The sequence below is a fragment of the Francisella persica ATCC VR-331 genome (assembly GCF_001653955.1).
Classification (GTDB): Bacteria; Pseudomonadota; Gammaproteobacteria; order Francisellales; family Francisellaceae; genus Francisella; species Francisella persica.
In genome coordinates this window covers 1,364,136-1,386,061 of record NZ_CP013022.1, presented here as the reverse complement: position 1 = coordinate 1,386,061, position 21,926 = coordinate 1,364,136, and the positions used below count along the sequence as shown (strand labels likewise).

The following is a 21,926-nucleotide window of genomic DNA, read 5'->3' as shown; positions in this document are numbered from 1 at the left end:
TAGCTTAACTTAATTAAAAGTTTTCTATATAATTTGCAATATTCATTATACCTTTCTTTGGAGGTTAGAGCGATGACCGTTAGACAGACTTTATTTTTTATTATTACACCAATAATAGCAATGTGTGTATTATCATTTGGCAATGGCTTTTTTACAACTTATTCGTCTATTGAACTAAATAATCTTGGTCGCTCTAGTTTAATGATTGGTATAATTTCTGCAGCATATTTCTTTGGTATGACGGCAGGATCTTATTTTTCACAGTTTACTATAATTAGAGTAGGTTATATAAGAGCTTTTGTACTGTTTGCATCTCTTATGTCTATCAGTACACTAATAGTTGGTGTAAATAAAAGTGTCGCTGTTTGGATATTATTTAGGTTTGTCTGTGGTTACTCATTAGCTGCTTTATTTATCATTATTGAAAGCTGGTGTATATTATCATCAGATAAGAGAAATAGAGGTTTGATTTTTTCAATATATCTTTTTGTATACTATGGTACACAAGCATTGTCACAATTGATGATAAATGTTCATTTTAGTGAAGGGATATTAGCTTATTGTTTTATATCTTCTTTATGTAGTGTTGCGATAGTATTGATGGCTTTTACAAAAACAGTTGCACCTGTGCCAAACTCTGAAGAAATTTGTTCACCTGCTAAAATCATTAAAAAAGTTCCTCTAGCAATGGTAGCTAGTGTTATTGGTGGTTCATTGTTAGGTTCTATATATACTTTGTTGCCTATCTTTCTCGTAAGGGTTGGAAGTGATCATGACATGATATCAGTATTAATGATGATTACAATTTTAGGAGGAATGTTATTACAAGTTCCTATGGGTAAATTATCAGATCTTACCGATAGACGTAAAGTAATATTTTTAGCAGGAGCAGGTATTTTAATTACCTCAATATTTATATTTGTTTTTCATACATCTTATTTTATATTTGCTGTAATTATGTTTATTTTTGGTGGTTGTGCTTTTGTGATATATCCATTATCTATATCTCATGCAAGTGATTTTCTTGATGAAAATGAAATTTTAGGAGCAATTGGTGTTTTAACTATTTCATATGGTTTAGGTTCGGTAATCAGTCCTGTTGTAATATCTAACGTGATGTTTACTTTTGGACCATTTGGCTTTTTTATAATTACAGCGTTGCTAAGCATTAGTTTATGCTTGTACTCAGTATATAGAATATCAGCACGAAAATCTCCTACAGATACAGCTACTTTTACAATAGTAACTCCTGAAAGTCTTAACTTCACTGAGGCGCAGGAAATCATCTCAGAGAAATCATCTGAAGAATAATATTTAAATAAGTATATTAAATTGCAAAGCATACATAGCTAGCTTATAATTGTAAAGTTTTTAAAAAAAAATGATAAAAGACTTAATTTATCTAAAGGAGTTTGTAATTATGTTATCACAAATAAAACAAGTTTTTGCTAGACAGATATTAGATTCGCGTGGTAATCCTACAGTTGAAGTAGATGTGGTTTTGGAAAGTGGTGCTTTTGGTCGTGCTGCTGTTCCTTCTGGAGCTTCTACAGGTATAAGAGAGGCTTTAGAGTTAAGAGATGGTAATAAAGCCCTTTTTCTAGGCAAGAGTGTATATAAAGCAGTTGAGAATGCTAATACTAAGATAGCTCAAGCAGTTAAAGGTTTAGATGCATTAGACCAAAGATTGATTGATAAAACTATGATAGAACTAGATGGTTCTGAAAATAAGAAAAATCTAGGCGCAAATGCAATTCTAGGTGTTTCACTAGCTACTGCTAGAGCTGCAGCATCACATCTTAGAAAACCTTTTTATCGTTATCTAATGGATGTCAAAGAATATCTAATGCCAGTACCAATGATGAACGTCATTAATGGTGGTTCACATGCTGATAATAACGTTGATATGCAGGAGTTTATGATTGTTCCAGTTGGTTTTGATACATTTTCTGAGGCTCTAAAATGCGGTACAGAGGTTTTTCATACACTTAAAAAAGTACTACTTGCTGATGGTTATAGTGTAGCTGGTGTTGGTGATGAGGGTGGTTATGCTCCTGATCTACCATCAAATGAAGCAGCTATAAAAGCAATATTAAAAGCAGTTAAAGAAGCAGGTTATGAGCCTGGTAAACATGTATTTATAGCGCTAGATCCAGCAAGTAGTGAGTTCTATAAAGATGGTAAGTATGAGCTTAAGTCAGAGAATAAGTCATTAACAAGCCAAGAAATGATTGATTACTATGCAGCATGGATTGAGAAGTATCCAATTGTATCTATTGAGGATGGTTTAGCGGAAGAAGATTGGAAAGGTTGGAAACTGTTAACTGAAAAGCTTGGTAACAAGGTGCAACTAGTTGGTGATGATTTATTTGTTACTAACCCAAGTATACTTGCTAAGGGTATCGAAAAAGGCGTTGCAAATTCAATTTTGATTAAGCTAAATCAAATCGGGACTTTAACAGAGACTTTTGAAACAATGGCGATAGCTGGACAAGCAGGATATACTTGTGTAGTGTCACATCGTTCTGGTGAAACTTCTGATACTATTATTGCAGATTTGGCTGTAGCAACATGTTCTGGACAAATCAAAACAGGATCATTATCTAGATCTGATCGTATAGCTAAGTATAACCAGTTACTTAGAATAGAAGAAGAATTAGGTGAAAATGCAATTTACCCTGGAATAAAAGCATTTGTATTTAATTCAGATGAAAAAGTAGCAGAATGTGTTCAAGAAATTGTTGTAGAAGATAGTGAAGCTGAGAAAATTGTAGTTCAAGTAGAAGAATAATTATTTCATGGATATCAAATCTAATTCTTTTTTTTATATTTTTATTTCTGTAGTTTTATTACTAATAGCTACATTGCAATATGATCTGTGGTTTAGCAATACAGGTCTTATCAAGTATCTAGCACTAAAGAAATCTGTAGCTAGTCAACAAAAAGAAGTTAAGCATAAATTTCATACTAATGCACAATTATATTCTGAAGTAGTTTCATTACGTCAAAATAGTGAGGTGCTTGAAAGCTTGGCTCGTGAGAATATGGGACTAATCAAGCAAGGAGAGGTTTTTTATAGTGTCAAATAAATATGTAATTATTACAGCAGCTGGAATAGGTACTAGAATGCAGTTAGGTATTCCTAAACAATACTATAAACTTAGTAATGGCAGGACTATCCTTGATAATACTTTAGCAAAGTTTATTGATAATTCTTTGTTTGATAAAATCTTTGTGGCAATTTCTGCAAGTGATAATTTTTGGAGTGATTCGTTATATCATAATTGTGACAAAATAGTATTTTGTAGTGGTGGTGCAACTAGGTTTAATAGTGTTTATAATACTCTTAAGGCTATCGATGAGCGTAAAAAAGATGACTGGGTTTTTGTACATGATGCTGCTAGACCTTGTGTTAATATTGATAGCATTATCGATTTATATCAGCAAACTAAGCTATCATATTCACAAGCAGGTATCTTAGCAGTAAGAGCGTTTGAGACAGTTAAGCAAGTTACTATAAAGAATGTAGTTATCAAAACACTTGATCGTAATAATATTTGGCTTGCTCAAACACCACAATTATCTAGGCTTGGGCAATTAGAGAAAGCTTTTGATTTTTGCTACTCAAATAATTTAGTTGATAAAGTAACTGATGAAGCATCAGCTTTAGAAATATTTGGTATAAATCCAATTGTTGTTGAATGCTCAAAAAAAAATATCAAGATTACAACTAAAGATGATTTAGAATATGCTAATTGGCAGCTAAGCTAAGAACTTATTTTAAAAGTAAACCTATTACATAACCAAATATAATTACTAACCCCATTATAAATAAGATAGAGTCTAATACTACGTGTCTATAGTCTTTGCATTGAATATTTTTATAAATTATTATTATAGGCAAAACATATAGTAAAAAAGCCACCGTAGGCGCAACTAGTATACCTATAATATTAAGGATTTTAAAATTACATATTGTACATATCCATAAAACTATGAATATTAGTCCAACACTGATTTTATTTATTATTGAATCAGAAACTTCAATTTTATAGATATTTCTAAAGAAATATTTAAATAGATATTTCAAAGCTTCTTTTGAACCTATGTAACAGCCTATAAATGAACTAATAATAGCGGTAAAAACTATCATAGGTGCTAAAATATTCAATAAAGCACCTGAATGCTGCTCTTGTATCAGTGTTACTATTGATAGATTATTTGCATTAGCTCTATTAAGGTCTGATATAGTAGTGCTAAGTAAGCAAGATGTCACAAAAAGTAGTACAAATATAAAAAGAATTAGCGCATTAATCCTAAGTATTTTATAAACTTTGTATTTTTCTCGTGAGCGCTCAACTTTTACATAGTCACGATAAAAAATTACTAGACTGGAGATAATAGGCGAATGATTCATCGATAATATCAAAATTGGTAATACCATTAATACACCTGTGATATAACCAACAGCATCAAAATGACTATAAGTTATAAACTCAAAGTTCCAATAAGGTATTATATATATAGATAATGTTATTACTAATATAATTAAGAATATAACTATAAGCTGCATAAACTTTAGAATTATATTGATACCTAAAGAAACTATTATTAATAAAACAGCTAGAATGCTAAAGCTAAACCATATATGTCTAGATAAATTAATTTTTACAATATTATAATTTAAAAGAAAATTACTTAATTCACTATTTAGGCCGATAGAATACATTGGCATATTTAGGAATATTGCAAAGAAATATAGCATTACACAAGTCAAACCAAAGAATTTACCAAGATTATGGGTAAATACATCTGTAATACCGCCATTATCTGTACAAAGCACTATATTTGACATACTTTTATGTGAGTAATATGTCAAAGGTAAAGCAAAAATAAGTACTGTTACCAAAGCCCAAAGACCACTATCTCCAGCTTGGATAGGGAGGTAAAGTAATCCTGCACCTACTGCTGTACCAAACAAAGTGAATACCCATTGAATATCAACTTTTGTAGTATTTGAGTAATCTAGTGTTTTCATCCTAGCTACTCCAATCTAGTATTACTTTACCACACTGACCACTTTTCATTATCTCAAATCCTTTTTGAAATTCATTAATATGAAGTCTATGTGTGATGATATGGTTCATATCCATACCAGCTTGAAGCATACTTGACATTAAGTACCATGTTTCAAACATTTCTCTACCATATATACCTTTAAGAGTTAGACCTTTAAATAATATTGCTCCCCAATCAACAGTAACATCGCCTGCCGCTATACCTAATAAAGATAGCTTGCTACCATGATTCATAACATTAAGCATCATCGAAATTGCAGAATTATTACCAGACATTTCCAGGCCAACATCAAATCCCTCTGTCATGCCTATATCAGACATTACTCTACGCATTTCTTTGACTAAGTCTTGTTGATTATTAAATGGTGCGACATTTAAAGCTACAGTTGCACCAAAACCTTTAGCCATTTGTAGGCGATATTCATTAATATCGGTGATAACTATTCTACGCGCACCACAGAACCTTGCTATCTTAACAGCCATAAGACCTATAGGTCCAGCTCCAGTTATTAATATATCTTCCCCTGTTAAATTAAAAGATAGAGCAGTATGAATAGCATTACCAAGAGGATCAAAGATACTAGCGATATCATCACTAATAGAATCAGGAATTTTAAATACGTTAACTGCTGGCATAGCTAAATATTCTGCAAAAGCTCCTTGAACATTTATACCTATACCTATAGTTTTTCTACAAAGATGGCGCTTGCCCGCTCTACAATTACGACATTGTCCACATACAAGATGTCCTTCACCTGATACTCTATCTCCAATATCCACACTTGTGACACTATCTCCTTTGGCTACGACTTTACCAGCGAATTCATGTCCGGTAATCATCGGTACTGGTATGGTTTGTTGTGACCATTTGTCCCAGTTGTAAATATGTAGATCTGTACCACAAATTGCAGTTTTTTTAATTTTAATTAGAACCTCATTATGATTATACTTAGGAATTGGGGCATCATTAATCATCCATATACCTGGTTGTTTTTTTAATTTAGCTAATGCTTTCATTGTTAGATTCCTATGATTGAATATTACTGAATAATACCTAACTCTTTTGCAGCTTTTGTAAAGCCATCAACAGCTTTGTCAATTTGCTCAAAATTGTGAGCAGCTGACATTTGTGTTCTAATTCTTGCCTTGCCCTTAGGCACTACTGGATATGAGAAAGCAATTACATAGATTCCATAATCTAGGAGTTTTTCAGCAAATTCTACAGCTTTTTTCTCATTATAGATCATTACAGGAATAATAGGGTGCTCGCCTGGAATCAAATCAAATCCTGCAGCAGTCATTTTAGATCTGAATCTTTGTTGGTTAGCTTGTAATTGTTCTCTTAGTTTATTAGAGCTTTTAGTAATTTCTAATGCTTTTATAGAAGTTTTGGCAATTATTGGCGCAAGTGAATTTGAGAAAAGATATGGTCTAGAAAGATTCTTAAGTAAATCTACTACTTCTCTTTTAGCACAGATATAACCGCCAGAAGCACCTCCTAAACCTTTGCCTAAAGTGCCTGTTAAAATATCTATTCTACCAATTACATTACAATGTTCGATAGATCCTTTACCATGTTTGCCAACAAAAGTAGCGGCATGAGAATCATCAACCATAACAATAGCATTATACTTGTCAGCTAAGTCACAGATTGATTTAAGATCAGCAATAATACCATCCATAGAGAATACGCCATCTGTAGCGATCATCTTAAATCTTGCACCAACTTTATCAGCCTCTATTAGTTTTGTTTCAAGATCTTGCATATCATTATTGTTATATTTAAATCTCATTGCTTTGCAAAGCCTAATACCATCAATAATACTAGCATGATTAAGAGAGTCACTGATAATAGCATCATCTTTTGTAAGTAGTGTTTCAAAAAGTCCAACATTTGCATCAAAACACGAAGGGTATAAAATTGTATCTTCGAACCCAAAAAAATCGCTTAACTCTCTTTCTAGTTGTTTATGGACACTGTTAGTACCACAAATAAATCTTACTGAAGCCATACCATAACCACATTCTTCAATATGCTCTTTAGCATAAGCAACTATTTCAGGATTATTTGCAAAACCAAGATAGTTATTAGCACAGAAATTAATTAAAGTTTTGCCATTTTCTAAACTAATTATAGGTTCTTGAGGTGTTACTATAATTTTTTCGCTTTTATAAGTACCTGATTGTTTAATTTCTTGTATCTTATCACTAATATTTGTGTAGAAACTTTTATTCATTTTTTACCTCTTTTAAGCTTTGAACTATAACTAAATTAGATTTATCTATATTAGATAATATCTAATGTAGTTAGTTTTTGAAACTATTTGATATCGAAATTATAAAAAAGAATACTTTGTATTCTTTTATTGGAAAAATTTTTTAATAAAATTAATTATTTATTAATTAAAATTTATTTATATATATAATAAGTTTATATAAGTATTAATTTACTAAGACTTGTTATTTTTTGATAATTTATTAAAAGTTTGGATGTAATTACTAGAAATTTAAAGACCATGTGCAGATAATGTTCGTGAAGATCCAAAACTCCAGGAATGGGTAGCTTGGGACATAATTACAATCCATATGATTTCAAATATGATAAATTAAATACTATAATCTACGCATTTATTGGTTTTGATAAGAATACTGGTAATATTAAAACACTAGATGCTCAGCTGATTCATGGAGCTATTAGTGGCATCAAGAGAAGCTAAAAAATATCCTTATCTAAAAGCATTCTTATCATTGGTGGTTAGACTAACAATGGTGTTACAATAGCTCCAATGTTTGAACAGTTAGCATCAAACTAGCAAAGTATGGTAAAATTGCTATGCAGTCCTTGGCATTTATATAGTCCATCAGCCAAATTATTTGTAATTTATGATGATGTATTGTATTGGTGTAGAATATTAAAAGTAAAGCAGGTAATAACTCTACTAATCATAACAAGTCATTAATCAATGCGTTGCTAATGTTTATGTGTTAGATGCAATCAGTGTATCTATTACAGAAAACTTTGCTGCAGTATCTTGGAATAAGCTAGAATTAGATGGTTCTCATATATAGTAATAGTTAATAGTAATGTTGATGGCTGAAAATATTACTAGCCTAAATTATGTCATAACTAATCTAGAAAAAGGTACAAGATATACTATAGAAATAATGGCTAGTACATCTTGCTTTATTTTAGTGATAGTTTGTTGTGATAATAGAAACCTTGCATAGACATGATCGGTAATGGGCTTAAGATAGTCAATATTTGCTGATAAATCCCAGACAACATAATCATCACCAAGAATATTATATAATTGTAATGGGTAGATTGGATCTAATGAAGAATATATTGCTCCACCAAAGCCGGTACCATAATAGTTTTTAGTATTATCTGTCAGATTAAACTTTAGATGTACTTCAAGAAAGTCATCTGATACAAAAACTATCTCGCCACCAGTTGCTACAAAAGCAGGTAGTTCATTAAATCTTTTAATAAGTTGTTCTGACCTTTCACCAGATTTTTTATCTGTTTTAAAAATTGGAGTCATAATTTATAATAGTATTTTTATCTTTGATTGATAAATTTAATTACCTTATCTAAAGCTATTTTAGGGTTTTCAAGTGGAGTTATGCCTAGTATACCCATAAAACCATGGAACATTTCATCATCGTAATGAGTTTCTACTAGAGTTCCTTGCAGTTTGAGTTTTTTCTCATAAGCATAGATACCATCTATTAAGATATCATGAGTAGCTGCTATAATTAATGTATCAGGTTGCTTAGTTGCTTGATAAAATAGTGGTGAAACACTTGGCTGTCTAAGTTTTTTAGGTTCTGATAAGATTTCATCCCCTAAATAAGCCTTAAGAAACATTTCACACCACTCCATAGTTAAGTGGTACTTATATTCATCAAACTTTTTATTACTATCATACTTAGTATACATATCAACAGCAGGGTAGACTAAAATTTGAGCTTTAGGTACATTCTCTTGGCGTTCATGACAGATTATACTTACAAGATTGCCTCCAGCACTATCACCCATAACAAAAATATTTTCAGTTACTATATTTAACTTGTTATTATTTTGATATAACCAGTCATAAGCATATAAAGCATGCTCAACTGCTACTGGATATTTTTGTTCAGGAGCTAAGCCATATTCTAGCGAGAAGATATTCAAATTACCTTGATCACATAGATATCTACACACATGATCATAAGTATTTATCGAACCTAAACACCACCCACCACCATGGATAAAAAGTACAGCTTTATCACTAGCTTTCTTAGGTTGGTAATGCCTCAAGACAGTATTATTATCTAGTTTGATATCTTCTTCAATAATATTAGGACGCTGTAAACGTTTAATCTGTTCGATAGAAATATTGGTAAAAATTTCACGCTGCTCTGTTAAATTAAGCTTTTTGATTCTTCTGATTTCAGGGGTATCTAATAATGCTGCTAAACTTGGATGAAATGGCATTGTATTTCCTTATTAAATTTTATGTACTCTTATAATTTCAATAGCTAATTTTTCTAACTTTCGTGAAAGCTCTCTTGTATCACGATCTAAGGTTGCTAGATTACTATCTTTGTCTAAACTTAAAACTGATGGTTTGCGTGAGTGACCAACCAATGCTTTGAGGTCTAGTTTTTGTTTAATTTTAACTATATTTTCTAACAAGTAATTAGCAGTATCTGATTTTTTGCCAAAACCAAAGCCAACATCAAAGAAAATATTTTCTTTTGCCACGCCGTGATTTAGAAGTACAAGTTTTTTTTGCTCTACATATTCGCAAACACTATTTATAGCATTATCTTTGTCTAAATACTGATTTCTTTATATAAGATTAGGTTAGCATATAGGTTTTTTATAGATGCTTGTTTTACAAAATAAATAGTAAAAATGTAAAACAATTTTTACTATTTATTTTTGAGAAAAAATATTATTGATATTTATATAGTTGTTGAAGCTTTAGATAAACAACAGCTTCATAATTATATGTTTTTATAAAAGTATAATAGCTAGATAGAGTGCTTATAGCTATTTTATATTGTGTCTATAATATGTATTTTTTTGCCTTAACATACAATATAATTATTACAAATTTATTTAGGCTATAGTACATGTGTCATAGGTATGGTATAGCATATAACCTAAGTTATTTATTGTTTTTTTTTGCATTAGTTCTAGCGTTGACAATATTTCTTATTACATAACTAGTAATTTATTAGCATCATTATACTTAGTATTTACTGAAGTAGTTTTTTTATTGGAATAGTAGCTGGAGTTGGTTTATGAAAAAGGCTTAAAAATTGTTGCTGAAGGATCAGATTTAGACTGATTATAAAATTCAATTATATATCGGTCAGTCATAGAAGATATATAGTCGCTGATTATTCTAGCTTTGCCTTGAGGATTATCTGTGTTATAAAATATTACACCAATATCATCAGGTAGTAAGCTCTCATTGGGAGTTGAGCTGATTAGAATATCAAAAATTTCTGAGATTATCTCTCTACCATGATATCTAAGAACATTCAACTTTGGTGATTTTATTATCTTAAATAATATATATTTTTTGAGAACTTCAACTTGTTTTCGCACTTGACTATTTAGATAAACTCTTGAAAGAATTGGGATATCTCGGTTAAGCTCTAGCCTAATGTTTTGGATGCAACTATTGACTAACTTAGATGTTAGTTTTGTCCGCAATAAGCTATTGTTAGCAATATTTTTAGATATTCTATAAATATTTCTGCTATCAGCAGTAAAATCTATATAATCTGAAAAAATATCTTTCAGAATACTTCTAATTTCATTCTTAGTAATTTCTAAGTCATCTGGCATTGCTTTGAAAACTTTGTCAAGAAGCTTATCATCAATACTAGCCATAGATAGTGGATCAATGAAACCTGCCTTAAGAGCATCTTCAACATCGTAGGTAGAATAGGCAATATCATCAGCTACATCCATTATATAGCATTCAATGGTTTTGAATTTACCATCTATATTAGTTACACCATAAGGTTCGAGAAGTTTTTGCTTGATATCCGCTACTAGGTGTGCTTCTTCAATATAGTAGCCTTTAGTAAGCTTACCTAAATTACCAATAGGTGGGATAATGCGTTCATATTTTATTGTCGCTGCAAGAGTCCGATAAGTCAAATTTAGTCCAAAAGTTTGCTTTTGATCAATATCTTTCTTTGCAGTATGTGATATCAATCTTAAAGTTTGAGCATTACTCTCAAATCCACCGAATCCACTCATTTTTTTGTTCAAAGCCACCTCGCCATTATGGCCAAAAGGAGGGTGACCAATATCATGACAAAGAGCTGCTGTTTCTATTAGATCATAATCAAGATTAAGTTGATGTTCAGCATTAAGTTTGACTGCTATAGATTTAGCTATTTGTGCAACCTCAAGTGAATGAGTTAGCCTATTTCTAAAGAAGTCATTTTCAAAGCTTGGGAAGATTTGTGTCTTTGCTTGTAATCTACGAAAAGATGAAGAGTGGACAACGCGAGCATAATCTCGTCTAAAAGCAGAAAAATTTTCCTTTTTTGAAATATTATTATTTTGCCTTATATAGTCGTTTTGATGATAAAGACTTATAGCCATATAGAATCTAATAAATTAGTGTTTATAGAGCTACATATTAAGATTAAATGAGTGTAGATGCAATAGATTTAGCACTAATAAATATTTTAGAAGTTTTTAGCAGAGTTATTGTTGCACATCAAATCTGCCAAGCATCATAACTTTATGCCAAGCTTTTGCAAAATCGTTGACAAATTTTTGCTCATTGCCATTTTCAGCATAAATTTGAGCTACTGCTTTAAGCTCTGAATTTGAACCAAAAATTAGATCAACTGGTGATGCTGACCACTTTTGCTCACCAGTTTTCCTGTCTATACCAATGTATTCACCATCTTTTTTATCAGATTTTTTCCATTCAGTAGACATATCTAGTAAGTTTACAAAGAAGCTATTATTAAGCTGACCTGGCGTAGTAGTTAATACACCTTCTTGAGAATTATTATAGTTTACATTTAGTGCTCGCATACCACCAACTAATACTGTCATTTCTTGGATATTTAAGTTAAGCATGCTAGCTTTTTCTATCAAAGCTTGTGGTAATTTATCAGCAGCTACACTACCATCTGTATAGTTTATGAAACCATCAGACTTGGTTTTTAGGTAGTTAAAAGACTCTATATCAGTCTGTGCTTGAGTAGCATCTGTTCTGCCAGGTATAAATGGTATTTCTATACTATAGCCAGCTTGTTTAGTTGCTTGTTCGACACCTACATTTCCACCTAGAACTATTAGATCAGCTAGAGATATCTTAGTACCATCGGTTTTGCTATTGTTAAAGTTATTTTGGATTTCTTTAAGCTTAGCAAGAATTTTTTCAAGTTTAGCAGGTTCATTTATTTGCCAATCTTTCTCTGGAGCTAGAGCAATTCTTGCACCATTTGCACCGCCTCTATAGTCAGTTTTACGGTATGTAGAAGCTGCAGCCCAAGCTGCTCTGATAAGTTCTTGATTTGTTAAACCAGAGCTAATGATATCTTTCTTAAGTTGAGCGACATCTTGTATAGATACTTGCTTATAGTCGGTTACTGGAACAGGATCTTGCCAGATAAAGTCTTGTTTAGGAATCCAAGGACCTATATATCGAGATTTTGGCCCCATATCCCGGTGAGTTAGTTTAAACCATGCTTTAGCAAACTCTTCTTTGAACTCTTGAGGATTTTTGTAGAATTCTTGGGCATATTTATTAAATATTGGATCTTCTTTAAGTGCCAAATCAGTAGTAAGCATAATTGGTTTATGTTTTATGCCTGGTTTGTGAGCATCAGGAACCATATTTTCCTGTTTAGCATTAGTAGGAGTCCATTGATGAGCACCAGCAGGGCTAAGTGTTTTTTTCCAGTCTAAGTTGTAAAGGTTATTAAGAAAATCATGATTCCAAAATGTTGGTGTAGAAGTCCAAGAACCCTCAAGACCACTACTCATAGTGTAATCGCCATTTCCTGTACCATAACTGTTGTGCCAACCTAGACCTTGCTGTTCAATAGGAGCCTTATCAGGAGCAGGCCCAATTGATTGTTTGACTTTATTAGCTAGTACTGCACCATGAGTTTTACCAAAAGTATGACCACCTGCAATTAAAGCTACAGTTTCTTTATCGATCATGCCCATACCGCTAAATGCTTGGCGGATTGCACTTACAGCACCTTTGATATCAGGTTTACCATCTGGACCCTCTGGATTGACATAAATTAGTCCCATCTCTGTAGCAGAGAAAGGTTTAACAAGTTTACCATCTTTTACATTACTAGATAACTCTTCTGGAGAAGCACCCCAATTAGTATCATCACCTTGCCAGTCATCTTCTCTACCAAACGCAAATCCAATAGGTTTCATTCCCATTGATTCTAAAGAAACTGTACCAGCTAAGACAATCAAATCTGACCAAGATACAGCATCACCATATTTTTGCTTGATTGGCCATAGAAGTTGTCTCGCTTTATCAAGGTTGACATTATCAGGCCAGCTATTTAGAGGAGAGAATCGTTGTTGTCCACGATTAGTGCCACCTCTACCATCATATACTCTGTATGTACCAGCATCATGCCAAGACAACCTAATAAAGAAAGGGCCATAATTGCCAAAATCAGCAGGCCACCAGTCTTGTGATTGGGTTAGAAGATCTTGCATATCTTTTTTGAGTTGTTCAGTATCCATTTTTTTGAAAGCTTGATGATAGTTATAATCTTTATCCATTGGGCTATCAAGTTTATTTAAATTGCGTAAAGGCGACAGATCAATACTCTGTGGAGTGAGACTATCATTTTTTGATGTAACATCTTCTGCTATAGCGCTGTTAGAAGCTAATAGCATTCCAGACATTCCTAAAGCAGTTACAATTTTCTTTAGCATAGTAATTTCCTCTTTATAAAGTTGAGTTTCAATACAAAATATCTCTTATTTTTTCTAAATTAAGCTAAACTTTACGTTTCAAATTAAAACTTATAAGTGATTGTATTTAAAGGTAAAATCTTAGTCAAATAGTAAATAGTTATTTAATGTATAAATTTTTCTTATTAATTTAGTATTAATATTCACAGTTATTATATATTTTATAATAAATATTTTATCTTACTTACTACCAGCAATATATATAAAATTTCCAGTGCAATAATTTGCATTTTCTGATAATAAACATACCACAGAACTAGCAACTTTTATTGGATATCTACCATTCTTAAGATGAATTTTATATTTGAGGTTACCAATTCTGTTAATACCTAATAGTTTATTAAATATATACATAAATCCATGGCGGATACAATTTACTAAAATTACATAATCGGCTAATTCATTTGCTAAATCTTTTTTAAGAGTTTCAATCGCTCTCTTAGTAAAGGCATAGTCAATATATTAATTTACTGATCCTAGTCGTCTTGTGATGCTGCTGATGAGATATTAATAACTTTACCACCATTATGTCCATGATTTTTTTGATAGGTATTTAATAGCATAAACACATAAGATATTACCTATCGCATTTACCGCAAAAATTTTCTCTAACCTATCGAAATATCTTCTAATTTTGAACTAGGAAAAATCGTGTTGGCATTATTGATTAATGGCGTATAATACAACCATGATTTGTTATAAAATCACGATATATTTTTTAATATCATCTTTATTTGCTATTATCAGAACGATAAGTTGGATTTAAATTGGATATTCAGTAATTTGTTTTTTTTTGATTTTATCAATACTTTCACTATTATTATGATAATGAAGACCTATATTATATCTAGCTTTTGCCGCTGCTAAAGCTATAGTAGAACTAATACCACCAGTGATTAATAATATTTTTAGTCATTTAAGAGCTTATTAAATTACCATATTGTAATACTAACAGATACTCTCAAGCAAATCTCTCTCTAAAGCAACAGCGCTTGATTTTTGTGAGTTTTTGAGATTATTAATCAGTATTGAAAAGATATATTGTTTATTATTAGTATAGAGATAACCAGAAAGAGTAACTGTAGTTGTTCCTGTACCAGTTTTTGCAATTACTTTACCTTTTAATAGCTTGCTTGAGCGCTTTTTAAGTGTGCCACTTTCTCCATATATTGGCAACATACTTTTAAAAAGCTTAAAGTTGTCGTGATGTAACATTTGCTGTAATAGGCTAGTAATAAAATCAGCAGATAATAAATCATTCTCTGATATTCCTGCGCCATCTTCGATTTGAATGCAATCAGTATTAACTTTAAGCTTGGTTTTTAGTATTTCAATAATAGCATTTTTACCAGATACAATACTCCCAACTTGATTACGATAGTAGCCGATGGTTCTTGTGATTGTTTGAGCATATAGATTATCAGATGTTACAAGCATATGCTTCAATAGCTTGCTTAAATCTGCTGATTTATGCTTTGCTAAGAGTATTAGATTGTTTGGTAGTTTGTTATTAATTTTTATTTGATTCGTTAATGAGACTTTAAGTTGTGCTAGTTCAGTTAAGACTGCTTGTTGCATAAATTGTTGTGGATCTTCTATAGAAAAACTAAAAGTATAACTATTTGAAGGTATGCAGCCACTAAGTACTAGAATATTATCTCTATAATAGGCGTTAAATTGGCAGGTTTTTAGCTTCTCTGGGCTAGCTATAAAAAGTTTATTGATAAAGTTAATTTTCTCACCAACAGTTTGGCTTATTTTGAAAGTATTTGAGTTAGGTGTGAGTTGTAAAGTTATCGCATTTTCATTTAGGTTATAGATTGAGCTTGGAGCACCATAGCCAAATATAGAGCTAGTATTACTTTGATTAATTGGTGTATCTCGACCTTCAAAGTAGCGGTTTACAAAGTAGATGTTTCTTATGTTATTTATATTGCTTTTTTGTAAACTTATTAAAAGTGTATGTAAGTTTTCACGATTAAAACTTGGATCACCTGAAAACTCAATATAAAGATTATCAATACTATGATTGTTAATTTTGTCGTAATATAGCTTAGTTTCAAACCTAAAATCTCTGCCAAGAAATAATAATCCCGCAATCCCAGTTAGTAATTTAGTATTACTAGCAGGTACGAAGTTTTTGTTAGCATTTCTTGAAAAAATTACGGTGTTACTTTGAGAATCAATAATCTTCACTCCAACTAGAGCTGATTGAAGATTATTGTGTTTAAGAGAGTTGTCTAATACTTGATTTAATTCTATTGAGTTTAGCGGGTATGCTATAGAGATTGCTAATATAAAAAATAGTAGTGATTTAAGTAATTTTGTATACATTACTATCGTATTATTTAATTCTCGTAAATTTCATTATAGCTAAGATTCCAACAAATAGCTAAAAGTGCTGTAGCAATTATACAAGATCCTAATAAAAATATAAATACAGCATCCCAACCTAGCATTGTCGCTATGATACCAATTACCGCTTGTGCTCCGACTGTACCTAAAAAATAGCCAAATAATCCTGTAAATCCAGCTGCTGTACCTCCAGCCTTTTTCGGTACAAGGTCTAAGGCAAATATCCCTATTAAAGCTACAGGACCATATATAAGTACTCCCATAGCAGATAATGAAAGTAAAAGTACCCAAGCTTTATCACTATACCAGTATATAAATAAAGCACAAATAAATAAAAGCATGCAGATAACACCCATAGGAGCTCTACGACTGTCGAAGAACTTATCTGTGATCCAACCGATAATGATAGTTCCTGGTATTGCTGGTAACTCAAATAGAGCAAACCCTAAAAGCCCCGTAGTAGTAGACATATGCTTTACATTAACAAGATAATAAGTCGACCAGCTAAGAAGACCATATCTAGCACAATAAACAAAAGCATTAGCTATAGCAATTAACCAAATCCACTTATTATTTAAAACATATTTTAAAAATATTTCTTTAGCTGAAAACTCTTGTTCATAGTGAGTTTCGGCAGTAGTATAACCTTTATATACTTCTATCGCTGGTAGACCAACTGATTGAGGGGTATCTGCACCAAATATTAATACTAACATTGATACAAAAATACACATTGCTCCAGCAACATAAAAAAGACCATACCAGTCACCATGAAATAGTAATAATCCAATAGGCACAATAGCAATAGCTAGAAACCCTGCACCAACATTATGAGCAGTATTCCATATACCCATTTTAGTACCACGCTCATTAACACAAAACCAGTGTGTAATAATGCGTGCACAAGCAGGCCAACCCATACCTTGAACCCAACCATTTATAAGCATAGCTATAAATATTATAAGTACACCTAGTGATAGTAAGCTTGGTAGAAGTAAATTGATAAGTCCCGTTATAAATAAACCAATTGCTAGAAATACTTTAGCATTACTTCTATCAGATATATTTCCCATAAGAAATTTACTTATACCATAAGCAATACCTAAACCAGCTCCAATTAGTCCAAGTTCATTTGGGGTCAAGGTTGCGATATATTGTTTAGATACATCAAAGCTGCTACGCCCGAAATAGTAGGTAAAGTAGCCGATATAAGCTATTAAAAACATTCTTAAGCGCCAATAAGGATAAGCTTTTTGGATTTGCTCTTTAGCTAGTAAAGGCAGAGATTTTGCAGGTTTAAGGAAATTCATAATTAAAATTATAATCTAGGTTAAACACTATTAGTAGGGTAGTTTAGTTTAATTTTTGATGTTGAGCAATATAAATTAAGCTTTTAAACAAGAGATTTTTTTGATAATTGTTTTAATATTCTTTAGGAAATGATACATTCGGATATGCAGGCGGTAAATTTAATCCTTTTGCAGCTTCTAGACCTCTTAGAATATCAGGTCTATCAGTTATAATACCATCAACTCTCCAATCAATTAACTTGTTGACAATTTTATAGTTAAAGTCAGTTCCTTCAGCTTCAGTCCATCCCCATGTTACAACTTTGACACCTAATTTATGAGCTTCATCAAGGTCTTTCTTTGTTAAGTCTTTTTCATAAGGTTCCCAGAAAGTGCCACCTAGTTTATGTACCATCAGTGGGTAATTATAATTATAATCCTTGGGATCAAGAGGGGCAGTCCATTTTTGGTAATCCGTCATTTGTTTTGCTTGTTCGGCATTCATTGGTTCTGTAGTTCGATCTGTTAGATAGGCTGTTTTAACTTTTGGGTTTAGTTTTTGTAGATCTACTAAAGCTTGCCATTCAAAAGATTGAACTTCAACATTATCAGTCATCCAAGTTTTGACTAAAACCTTATTTAATTCTTTAGCCATTTCTTGAGCTGTCCAACTTTCTTTAAGGTCATATGGATTAGTTTTTATTTCTATTTGTAGGCGAATTTTGCTACCAACATTTGCTTTAATATAATTAATAACTTCTTCTAGTGTTGGTATATGAACATTATCCATATCAATGTGGTTAGGATACATCTTTGCGGTTGCAGAGCCTGGTTTTAGATAACCAACAGTATATTTTTTTAACTGTGCTAAAGTGAGGTTTTTAATTGGAGTTTTTTCTATTATCCAGTTACCTTTCTCATCTTTTGTTAGGTCAGGATTTAGTGTCAAATCATGTGTTACAACCAAAACTTTATCTTTGGTCATATTTACATCCATATCAATAACATCTACACCAATACGCATTACTTCAGTGTAAGCAGGTAGAGTGTTTTCTGGAGCAAGAGGTCTATATCCTCTATGTGCGTATATATTAATAACATCAGCAGTAGCTATACTAATATTACAAAGAGTAAGGGCAGTAGCAGTAATTATTTTGAACATTTTAAATTTAAGTTAGTTTAATTTATTAATTATAATTATTTTTATGGTTAAATAGCAAGATTTTTTTATTTATTATACTTATTTGCCTTATAATTTCTAATATAACGGTATATTAGAAGTTACAAATACTTATTAAAACCAAAAATTATGGCCACATTAACTATTGTAGTAGTTATTATATTGTAATTAGTTTATTTTTATTTAAGACCTCATTATAAAAATTATTACTGATTATGTCAGTACAGATATTAGATATATATTTTCACAGGTAGTGGTGGATTTTTTTGTTTAAATCTAGGTAAAGGTGCGCCTGTCAAAAAAATAATCTTACTAAAATTAAATTTTGTATTCAGCTTCTGAAGCAGTAGCAGCAAATATGTCTAAAGGTACAGCCATATATATAAAAGACAGATGTCAATACATTCAAGCAAATAACGAAGTGCTAGCATTATCAAACTAGCATTATCAAACAGCAGGTCCGGCTATATGACACAGAAATTTACACTCTGTCCAGATCTAACAGTTAGGGAATTGATTATTATTTTTGATAAAGTGATATTTGGTATAACTATTGTATGCAGTATTATACTATTACTAATTACGACATTTCCTTTTATTATTGCTAATCTTTTATGTGTATAACTTTCTTAACTATTGCTGATATTCAGCTACTAGCAATGCAAATAACATTTTTATTCTTCTTGCCATCGATATTATTAATATAGATTTATTTTTCCTTTAGATGGTATGCCAGAGTGGACACAAGTGATCGGTAGTATTTTACTGTTAATCCATTATCTATAATATCATTCTAGAGATTCTTCTTAAAGGCAAAGGCTTTTTTTTTTTTTTTGATATTTAAAATAGTATCTATCCACTTTTATTTTTATGATTGTTGTGTCAATTATTTGTCTGAAAAATATAAGAATACGATTTAGATTATCTAGATAAAATTTAATTCTACTTCAATACAATTTTCTCTTATGAAAACCTTTAAGACTTAAAATTAAAGTCTAAAAACTAGGAAATAAATTTGTTAAATTATAAAGAAAACTTAATTGGCAAAAATATTAAGTTAGATGTATTATCTGGTTTTGTAGTGACTGTTACTCTTATCACTGAAGCCATTGATTTTTCATTTATCGTAGGAGTTTCACCTACATATATTACAGCTTTTATACTAGGTTTGATCATAGCATTAATAGGTTGTAAACCTGGGATGGATTTTTAGTGCAACATGAGCTGTAGCTGTTGTACTGGTTAGCTTAGGTATCTAAGTTAAAGCATTACTTTCTCCAGAAATGCTAAATTCATTTGCAGAATCTGGGAAACTTAGTGGTTTCCTACAATATATTTTACTATGTGCAATTATAGCTGGTGTTATACAGGTTATAATTTGGTTATTACGTCTTGTTAAGTTAATCCGTCTAATACCACAATCAGCAATGTATGGATTTGTTAATGGTCTAGCAATTGTTATTACTTTAGCGCATATTCCATTGTTTCATGGTGAGGAAATTACTATGTATGCGCTAGTTGATTTAATCATGCTAATTGTTTATTTCTTACCTAAATTTACAGATAAAATTCTCTCAGGTTTAGTTGCAAGCATTACTATCACAGCGATAGTAGTGGTTTTTAAGCTTTAAACTAAGAATATTGGTGATTTAGCAGGTGTTTCCGGAGCATTTCCAGGTTTTTATATAATAGCACAGTTATTTTTATCGTATTAGCATATGCTGTAATTGTTGCCTTAGTTGTGCTGATTGAATCTTTATTGACTCTTTCAATTTAGATTAAATTGATAACGCGGCAATGTCAATAAAGAATGTATTGCTCGATGTACAGGTAATATTGTTTGTAGTTTCTTTGGTATGGCTAGCTGTACGATGATTGGTCAATTTATCATTAATTTTACCAATGGTGGGCGGAGATGCTTATTTTCATTAATAGCTGTTATATTGCTGATGTTATTTGTTGTCGTATTACCTGAGTATATTTCTTATATAATGTGGTATTAGCAGGTATTATGTTTATGTTATGTATTAATACTTTTGAATAGTAGAGTGTCAACTGTATCCGTTATATGCCTAATGCTGATAAAGTGGTCTGGTCGCAGTTACTGTTATTACAGTATTTTCAGATTTAGCAATTACAGTTATCTTTGGAGTGATAATTTCAACTTTAGTTTTTGCTTGGAAAAGTTCATAAGTTTATAGCCGTACTCATAGAGAAGATCAAGATACAAAAGTTTACGAGTTTTTTAGACCACTATTCTTTGGTCCAACACCTTCATTTAAAAGTTTGTTTGATGTAAATTATGATCAAGGTAATATTATTTTAGATTTTGTTAGCTCTAGAATTATGGATATTTCTGGAGCTCAAGCAATCGATGATATTACTAAGAGATATTTAGACTTAGGTAAAAAAGTTACATTTAAATATCTAAGTGAAGATTGTCTTAAAATACTTAAAATGCAGGTCCGTACTGTGTTTTTGAAGAAATAGATCCAACTTATAAACTAGCGAGGGATATCTAATGCAAAAAATCAAAATTAATACTACTAGTGCGCCACAGGCTATAGGCTCATATGAGCAGGCTATAAAAATTGGTAATCTTGTTTACACTTCTGGACAAATAGGACTTAAGCCTGATGGTACAATCTCTGGAGAGTGTATCAAGGAACAAACAACCCAAGTTATGCAAAATATAAAGGCAGTTTTAGAGGCAGCAGGCTCTAATTTAGATAAAGTAGTAAAAGCAACTATATTTATCAAAGATATGACTGAGTTTAAGATAATTGATGAGGTTTATAGTTCATTTTTTTATGGTAATTTTCCAGCTCGTTCATGTGTTGAAGTTGCAAGGTTACCAAATGATGTGAGAGTTGAAATAGAAGTAATAGCAATTACTGAGTAGAAAATTACTCAGTTTTATTTTTTTTAATTTCAAACTAATTCAGTTGAAGATATTTTGCTAAATTATATCCAAAGAGTTTACTTAAGATACTAATATAAGCTATATTTTTATCATGACATTATAAGGTTAGTTA

At 31.3% G+C, this 21,926-nt stretch carries 15 protein-coding genes and 5 pseudogenes; 8 read left to right on the top strand and 12 right to left on the bottom strand.

Annotation, left to right across the window (positions count from 1 at the left end; all coding sequences use genetic code 11):
* Positions 1 to 57 precede the first annotated feature (57 nt).
* The 4 genes from FSC845_RS06070 to ispD all read left to right on the top strand — a co-directional run bounded on the left by FSC845_RS06070 (position 58) and on the right by ispD (position 3,771).
* A complete protein-coding gene (locus FSC845_RS06070; protein WP_144416535.1) occupies positions 58 to 1,311 on the top strand; it encodes an MFS transporter in 1,254 nt (417 codons plus the stop codon).
* A 109-nt stretch (positions 1,312 to 1,420) separates the two neighbouring features.
* Positions 1,421 to 2,791: a phosphopyruvate hydratase gene (gene eno / locus FSC845_RS06065; protein ID WP_064461142.1), complete on the top strand. Its 1,371-nt coding sequence runs from the start codon at positions 1,421 to 1,423 to the stop codon at positions 2,789 to 2,791.
* A gap of 7 nt (positions 2,792 to 2,798) precedes the next feature.
* Positions 2,799 to 3,089: an FtsB family cell division protein gene (locus FSC845_RS06060; protein WP_064461141.1), complete on the top strand. Its 291-nt coding sequence runs from the start codon at positions 2,799 to 2,801 to the stop codon at positions 3,087 to 3,089.
* A complete protein-coding gene (gene ispD, locus FSC845_RS06055; RefSeq protein WP_064461140.1) occupies positions 3,079 to 3,771 on the top strand; it encodes a 2-C-methyl-D-erythritol 4-phosphate cytidylyltransferase in 693 nt (230 codons plus the stop codon). Before FSC845_RS06060 ends, ispD begins: the two co-directional genes overlap by 11 nt.
* A 4-nt stretch (positions 3,772 to 3,775) precedes the next feature.
* Here the strand turns inward: ispD and FSC845_RS06050 are convergent, their stop codons facing one another.
* Genes FSC845_RS06050 through FSC845_RS06040 form a run of 3 tightly spaced genes read right to left on the bottom strand, consistent with a single transcriptional unit; the run spans position 3,776 to position 7,315 of the window.
* Positions 3,776 to 5,038, bottom strand: coding sequence for an amino acid permease (locus FSC845_RS06050; RefSeq protein WP_064461139.1), 1,263 nt, complete (start codon positions 5,036 to 5,038; stop codon positions 3,776 to 3,778).
* A gap of 1 nt (position 5,039) precedes the next feature.
* Complete coding sequence (gene tdh, locus FSC845_RS06045) at positions 5,040 to 6,095, bottom strand: L-threonine 3-dehydrogenase (protein WP_064461138.1); 1,056 nt, start codon at positions 6,093 to 6,095, stop codon at positions 5,040 to 5,042.
* Positions 6,096 to 6,118: 23 nt separating this feature from the next.
* Positions 6,119 to 7,315: a glycine C-acetyltransferase gene (locus FSC845_RS06040; RefSeq protein ID WP_064461137.1), complete on the bottom strand. Its 1,197-nt coding sequence runs from the start codon at positions 7,313 to 7,315 to the stop codon at positions 6,119 to 6,121.
* Positions 7,316 to 7,589: 274 nt separating this feature from the next.
* On the opposite strand from FSC845_RS06040, the pseudogene FSC845_RS10155 reads away from it, so the two are divergent.
* Positions 7,590 to 7,888: pseudogene (locus FSC845_RS10155) on the top strand (glycosyl hydrolase family 18 protein); the annotation flags it as partial.
* Positions 7,889 to 8,248: 360 nt separating this feature from the next.
* On the opposite strand, the pseudogene FSC845_RS06035 reads toward FSC845_RS10155, so the two are convergent.
* From FSC845_RS06035 to FSC845_RS05995, 9 genes and pseudogenes are all read right to left on the bottom strand, one after another.
* Positions 8,249 to 8,623: pseudogene (locus FSC845_RS06035) on the bottom strand (PaaI family thioesterase); the annotation flags it as partial.
* A 17-nt stretch (positions 8,624 to 8,640) separates the two neighbouring features.
* Complete coding sequence (bioJ, locus tag FSC845_RS06030) at positions 8,641 to 9,561, bottom strand: pimeloyl-ACP methyl ester esterase BioJ (protein WP_068594369.1); 921 nt, start codon at positions 9,559 to 9,561, stop codon at positions 8,641 to 8,643.
* A gap of 12 nt (positions 9,562 to 9,573) precedes the next feature.
* A pseudogene (locus tag FSC845_RS06025) lies at positions 9,574 to 9,918 on the bottom strand (dihydropteroate synthase); the annotation flags it as partial.
* 456 nt (positions 9,919 to 10,374) lie between these two features.
* Positions 10,375 to 11,700, bottom strand: coding sequence for a dGTP triphosphohydrolase (dgt, locus tag FSC845_RS06020; RefSeq protein ID WP_064461136.1), 1,326 nt, complete (start codon positions 11,698 to 11,700; stop codon positions 10,375 to 10,377).
* Between the two features lie 105 nt (positions 11,701 to 11,805).
* Positions 11,806 to 14,028 (bottom strand): catalase/peroxidase HPI, encoded by a 2,223-nt coding sequence (gene katG / locus FSC845_RS06015; RefSeq protein ID WP_064461135.1) that lies wholly within the window; start codon positions 14,026 to 14,028, stop codon positions 11,806 to 11,808.
* A gap of 219 nt (positions 14,029 to 14,247) precedes the next feature.
* Positions 14,248 to 14,499 (bottom strand): SDR family oxidoreductase, encoded by a 252-nt coding sequence (locus tag FSC845_RS09095; protein ID WP_236940312.1) that lies wholly within the window; start codon positions 14,497 to 14,499, stop codon positions 14,248 to 14,250.
* 516 nt (positions 14,500 to 15,015) lie between these two features.
* The gene (dacB, locus tag FSC845_RS06005) at positions 15,016 to 16,401 is read right to left on the bottom strand and encodes a D-alanyl-D-alanine carboxypeptidase/D-alanyl-D-alanine endopeptidase (RefSeq protein WP_064461134.1); all 1,386 of its coding nucleotides are present in this window, start codon (positions 16,399 to 16,401) and stop codon (positions 15,016 to 15,018) included.
* Between the two features lie 14 nt (positions 16,402 to 16,415).
* Positions 16,416 to 17,732: an MFS transporter gene (locus FSC845_RS06000; protein ID WP_064461133.1), complete on the bottom strand. Its 1,317-nt coding sequence runs from the start codon at positions 17,730 to 17,732 to the stop codon at positions 16,416 to 16,418.
* Positions 17,733 to 17,844: 112 nt separating this feature from the next.
* Complete coding sequence (locus FSC845_RS05995) at positions 17,845 to 18,873, bottom strand: glycerophosphodiester phosphodiesterase (protein ID WP_064461132.1); 1,029 nt, start codon at positions 18,871 to 18,873, stop codon at positions 17,845 to 17,847.
* Positions 18,874 to 19,331: 458 nt separating this feature from the next.
* Between FSC845_RS05995 and FSC845_RS07550 the strand changes: the two are divergent.
* From FSC845_RS07550 to FSC845_RS05985, 3 genes and pseudogenes are all read left to right on the top strand, one after another.
* A pseudogene (locus FSC845_RS07550) lies at positions 19,332 to 19,811 on the top strand (hypothetical protein); the annotation flags it as partial.
* 95 nt (positions 19,812 to 19,906) lie between these two features.
* Positions 19,907 to 21,413: pseudogene (locus FSC845_RS05990) on the top strand (SulP family inorganic anion transporter).
* Entirely contained in the window at positions 21,413 to 21,793 is a 381-nt protein-coding gene (locus FSC845_RS05985; RefSeq protein ID WP_064461131.1) for a RidA family protein, read from the top strand. The pseudogene FSC845_RS05990 and the gene FSC845_RS05985 overlap by 1 nt, the downstream one beginning before the upstream one ends.
* Positions 21,794 to 21,926 lie beyond the last annotated feature (133 nt).